This is a genomic window from Mucilaginibacter lacusdianchii (assembly GCF_009770985.1).
Taxonomy (GTDB): domain Bacteria; phylum Bacteroidota; class Bacteroidia; order Sphingobacteriales; family Sphingobacteriaceae; genus Mucilaginibacter; species Mucilaginibacter lacusdianchii.
In genome coordinates this window covers 1-3,918 of the sequence record NZ_WSRW01000016.1, presented here as the reverse complement: position 1 = coordinate 3,918, position 3,918 = coordinate 1, and the positions used below count along the sequence as shown (strand labels likewise).

6 protein-coding genes are annotated in these 3,918 nt (G+C 42.6%); 3 read left to right on the top strand and 3 right to left on the bottom strand.

Annotated elements, in window-relative coordinates:
• Nucleotides 1-277 precede the first annotated feature (277 nt).
• Both GPM24_RS22065 and GPM24_RS22055 read left to right on the top strand, forming a co-directional pair.
• Complete coding sequence (locus tag GPM24_RS22065; protein ID WP_158829928.1) at nt 278-586, top strand: Arm DNA-binding domain-containing protein; 309 nt, start codon at nt 278-280, stop codon at nt 584-586.
• Nucleotides 587-847: 261 nt separating this feature from the next.
• The gene (locus GPM24_RS22055; protein ID WP_158829924.1) at nt 848-1,522 is read left to right on the top strand and encodes a site-specific integrase; all 675 of its coding nucleotides are present in this window, start codon (nt 848-850) and stop codon (nt 1,520-1,522) included.
• A gap of 380 nt (nt 1,523-1,902) precedes the next feature.
• Here GPM24_RS22055 and GPM24_RS22050 read toward each other — a convergent pair whose 3' ends face one another.
• Together GPM24_RS22050 and GPM24_RS22045 are read right to left on the bottom strand one after the other, a co-directional pair.
• Nucleotides 1,903-2,886 carry an alpha/beta hydrolase family protein gene (locus tag GPM24_RS22050; RefSeq protein WP_158829922.1) on the bottom strand — a complete coding sequence of 328 codons (984 nt, stop codon included), beginning with the start codon at nt 2,884-2,886 and terminating at the stop codon, nt 1,903-1,905.
• Between the two features lie 3 nt (nt 2,887-2,889).
• Entirely contained in the window at nt 2,890-3,258 is a 369-nt protein-coding gene (locus tag GPM24_RS22045) for a DoxX family protein (RefSeq protein WP_158829920.1), read from the bottom strand.
• A gap of 79 nt (nt 3,259-3,337) precedes the next feature.
• Between GPM24_RS22045 and GPM24_RS22040 the strand changes: the two genes are divergently transcribed.
• Complete coding sequence (locus GPM24_RS22040) at nt 3,338-3,706, top strand: winged helix-turn-helix transcriptional regulator (RefSeq protein ID WP_158829918.1); 369 nt, start codon at nt 3,338-3,340, stop codon at nt 3,704-3,706.
• Nucleotides 3,707-3,785: 79 nt separating this feature from the next.
• Here GPM24_RS22040 and GPM24_RS22035 read toward each other — a convergent pair whose 3' ends face one another.
• Nucleotides 3,786-3,914, bottom strand: a complete 129-nt coding sequence (locus GPM24_RS22035) for a helix-turn-helix domain-containing protein (RefSeq protein WP_255459146.1) — start codon at nt 3,912-3,914, stop codon at nt 3,786-3,788.
• Between the last annotated feature and the right edge of the window lie 4 nt (nt 3,915-3,918).

Below are 3,918 nucleotides of genomic sequence, written 5' to 3'. Positions count from 1 at the left end.
GATGGGTTCGAATCCCTCCCTCACCGCAAGAAACTTAGTCAAAGCACACCAAAAGCCTGTAAATCGATGATTTACAGGCTTTTTTGTTTCCATGAGCTAGCCAAAATATACATGAAATCGCAATTAAAATCCGCGACATTCATGACGTATTTTTTTGACGAAAAAAAGACGCCATGAAAATGGGTTAAATTTCTGTTAATCAATTTGTTAATAAATTGAACATCTTGACTTTTTATCCCTGCATTTCGATATTTATTAACGTTAAAAAAGTGTCATTATGTTAGAAAAAAGCTTGGGCTTGATGTTTTTCTTAAAACAGCCTAGAAATTATGCAGGAGGGGAGATGTATATCTACCTTAAAGTTACTGTCGATGGTGTATCCAAAGATTTATCCGTTAATCGTTCCTGGGAGCCATGCAGGTGGAACTCAAAAGGGAATCGTGCCAGCGGTAATAAAGAAGATGCAAGAGTGCTCAACGATTACCTTGGCGTATTGCAGAACAAAGCTTACGAAGCTCGCAAACATTTGATTGATCGTGGCAAAGTAGTTACGGCCAGCTATTGTAGAACTGCTCTCAGGTGTTAATGAACGGAAATGGATGTTATTGGACATGTTTGAGGCTCACAACAAAGAGCTAAAGAAGATGATCGGCAAGGGCGTTACCAAAGGCACCTACACCAACTTTAATACATCCTTTAGACATACTTCCGAATTTATTAAAGAAGAATATAAAGTTGATAATGTCAATATTTGCTTATTGGATCTTGAATTCATAAAGAAGCTTTATAACTGGTATCGGACGATCAAAAACTTAATCACAATTCCTCGTTAAAGAACATTGCCAATATGAAGAAGATTGTGTTGGATTGCGTGGATAATAGCTGGTTAGCAGAATACCCTTTTGCCAAGTTAGAGATGACAAGGGAGGATGTTGATACGGTTTACCTTGATAAGGCAGAGCTTCAAAAAATTGCTTCGAAGCCGATAGAAAATGAACGTCTATCAAGGGTTAGAGATTTGTTTATTCTTTGCTGCTTCACTGGGCTTTCTTTTATAGATGTCAAGCAACTAAAACGCTCGGAGGTAACTTTGACGCACAACTGTAAACTCAGAATATACAAGAACCGGCAAAAGGCCGGTACACCAGCTGCCATACCGTTGCTACCAATTGCACTTATGATCCTTGAAAAGTACAAAGATGATGAAGCTTGCTTAGCAAAAGATATGCAGTTGCCTGTCTTAAGTAACCAAAAGTATAATTCTTATCTTAAGGAAATTGCTGCCATATGCCGCCTAAACAACGAGTTGATATCAAAGATGGCCCGCAACTCATTTGCTACTACGGTAACATTGGCCAACAATGTTCCAATTGAAACCATCAGTAAAATGATGAGCCACAAGACAATTAAGCAAACTCAGCACTATTCCAAATTTTTAGCGGTCAAAGTAACAGAAGATATGATCGTATTAAGAAAGAAGCTTAAAAAAGAACATTTTATGCTTGCTGGTAAAGTAAAATAAGTTAGAAGTGATCGGCTAATTGTCAAACCTCCGTTCTGTTTTACAGGCAATTGCAAATGCAAAAACATGGTTGATAAATTATGATAACTCTATATTCATATATGACAGCAAAAACAAAAGCAACTTGACCGATTCCATGCTCGTGAAGCTGTGCTCTCATGTCACCCTAATGATCGACTGCGATGTCAGCCAACATTTTCTAACCAAACTTTCGACTGTTTCCGGAGGCCTCGCAATCACTTTGGCCGATGATGGGCCTTCAATAGCTGCTTAGCCAGGGATTCTACGCCCCCAGCGGCCCAAGGACTAAAATAGTGTAAACAGTTCTTGAAGCATCAACGCTGATCAGCCATTTTGGGTCAGAGGAATGGCGCCGTAACCTATTTGATTTCAATGTTGCCTATAGGGTTCGGAACGGTGAGTTTAGCCTTTTCATTGGCCCAGGGTTGATCACTAGCTACTAGCACTGACCGAAGGTAAGCCCAACCCACCCGTGCGACAGCCGCAACCCGTTCAGGATTTTCATCTGTCGTTTCCTCAGCTAAATAACCCGTGATGCCGCCAAGCATATGTTCGCCGCCAAATAACGTTAGCAGCGCATTTGCCCCCGGGCTTAAGCGGTAAATATCCATAAACCATTCCGGCCCTAAAACGGTCAGTGGTGATTGGTCATGATCTCCGGCAACCACTAATGCGGGTGTTTGCATTTGCGCAAAGGTTTGGTTAAGATAGCTAAAGTTCGCTTTGGCAAAATCACTTAGCGCGTCTCCGCCACGGCCACCAGCGCTCAACAAAACTGCGGCATTGATCCGCTTATCCGACATGTCCTCCTCCAAATAACCATCCGGACCGATCACTCTCGCGCCCAGTAATAATCCAACCGTATGTGCGCCGAAAGAATGGCCAACTGCAGCAATATGGCTTAAATCGAGCCGGCCCGAAAGGCCGGGAACAGTCTGCTCGATATAGTTCAGTTGATCGAGAAGGAACTTCATATCTTTTACGCGCTCCCGCCAAATATGCTTAGACCTGGGGTTCTTCAGATAAGCATTGATGGCATCCTGATGGGTGGCATTTGGTATACCCAACAGTGTCTTTGAATCCGGAAAAGTGGGTTGAATAACCACAAACCCATTCGCACTCCAAAACTCAACAAGCGGATCATAGCCATACATGGACGAACCGAACCCATGGGCGAATAAAATGACCGGTAGGTTGATGCCTGTTACCGGCGCAGAGACGCGGATTTGCAACGCCTGTTCACGTTCCGGAGAGGTAAGCTCAATAATGGTTATTGAAGTATCAGTTGAAGAAGCGCTCCCAATGGCATTGTTGCAATCTGTGCTTGTTTTATGCTGTTCCATTGTTTAAAATTTTAGTAAATGTTTGTGATAACTGATGTAGGAGATGATCAGTAATATCAGCATAACCAGCGGTGCGATCATGTTGATTACCGGATCATTTACCGCATAGTGAGCTAGGATGGCGGAGATGAAATTGACGAAAAAACCGAAGTAGGCCCATTCTTTTATTCTCCCGGAAATCTTCGGAACAATAAGTGCAATGGCTCCTAATAACTTAGCAATACCTAATTCCACCCGGAACCAATCTGGAAACCCAATATGGGCGTAGCCTGTTATCATCGCCGGGTTGAACATGTAATTAAAAAAGGAAACCAGCATGCCGGCAGCCACCAGGCCTGTTGTAAGCCAATAAGTAATTTTTACTGCATTCATTGATGCAAAACTATGGGTGTTGAAGTTTATTTTTGTAATGGGTTTACTCTTGGAAACCAGTTACCTCAAGGAAACTACTATGAAAGCTGAACCAGCAAATTTTGATCAGGACGCCTGCACAGCACATCACCTGGCTATCCGCGACACCATGGACGTTCTCAGTGGCAAATGGAAAATCCGTATCATCGGTGCGCTCAGCTTCGGTGCAAGGCGATTCATGGAGTTAAAAGGAACGATCGATGGTATCGCCGCCAAGATGTTATCCAAAGAACTGCAGGACCTGGAACTGAACGGACTGGTGAGCCGCAAGGTGTTAAACACCAAACCCATTACCGTTGAATATGATCTTACCGAATATGGCCATTCGCTTAAACCAATCATTGAAGTGATTGCTGCCTGGGGAATGCAGCACAGGGACAAAGTGATCAAAGGAATAAAATTCCAGTAGCATTTTGTTTCAACAAGTCGAGAATAAGGTAACGCATTCATTAAACAACACGCATTATTGATGGACTACAAGATCCTGTTCATTGTGAATTTTGCAATTCTGATGGTGTCATTCCGAAAAGCTTTCTAAAGGAGAATGAGAAGTGCGACAGGTTCTCAAAACCGACTTCCAGATACACGTCCGACGGGCGTTGCTTTTGTTTCGAGATTAAA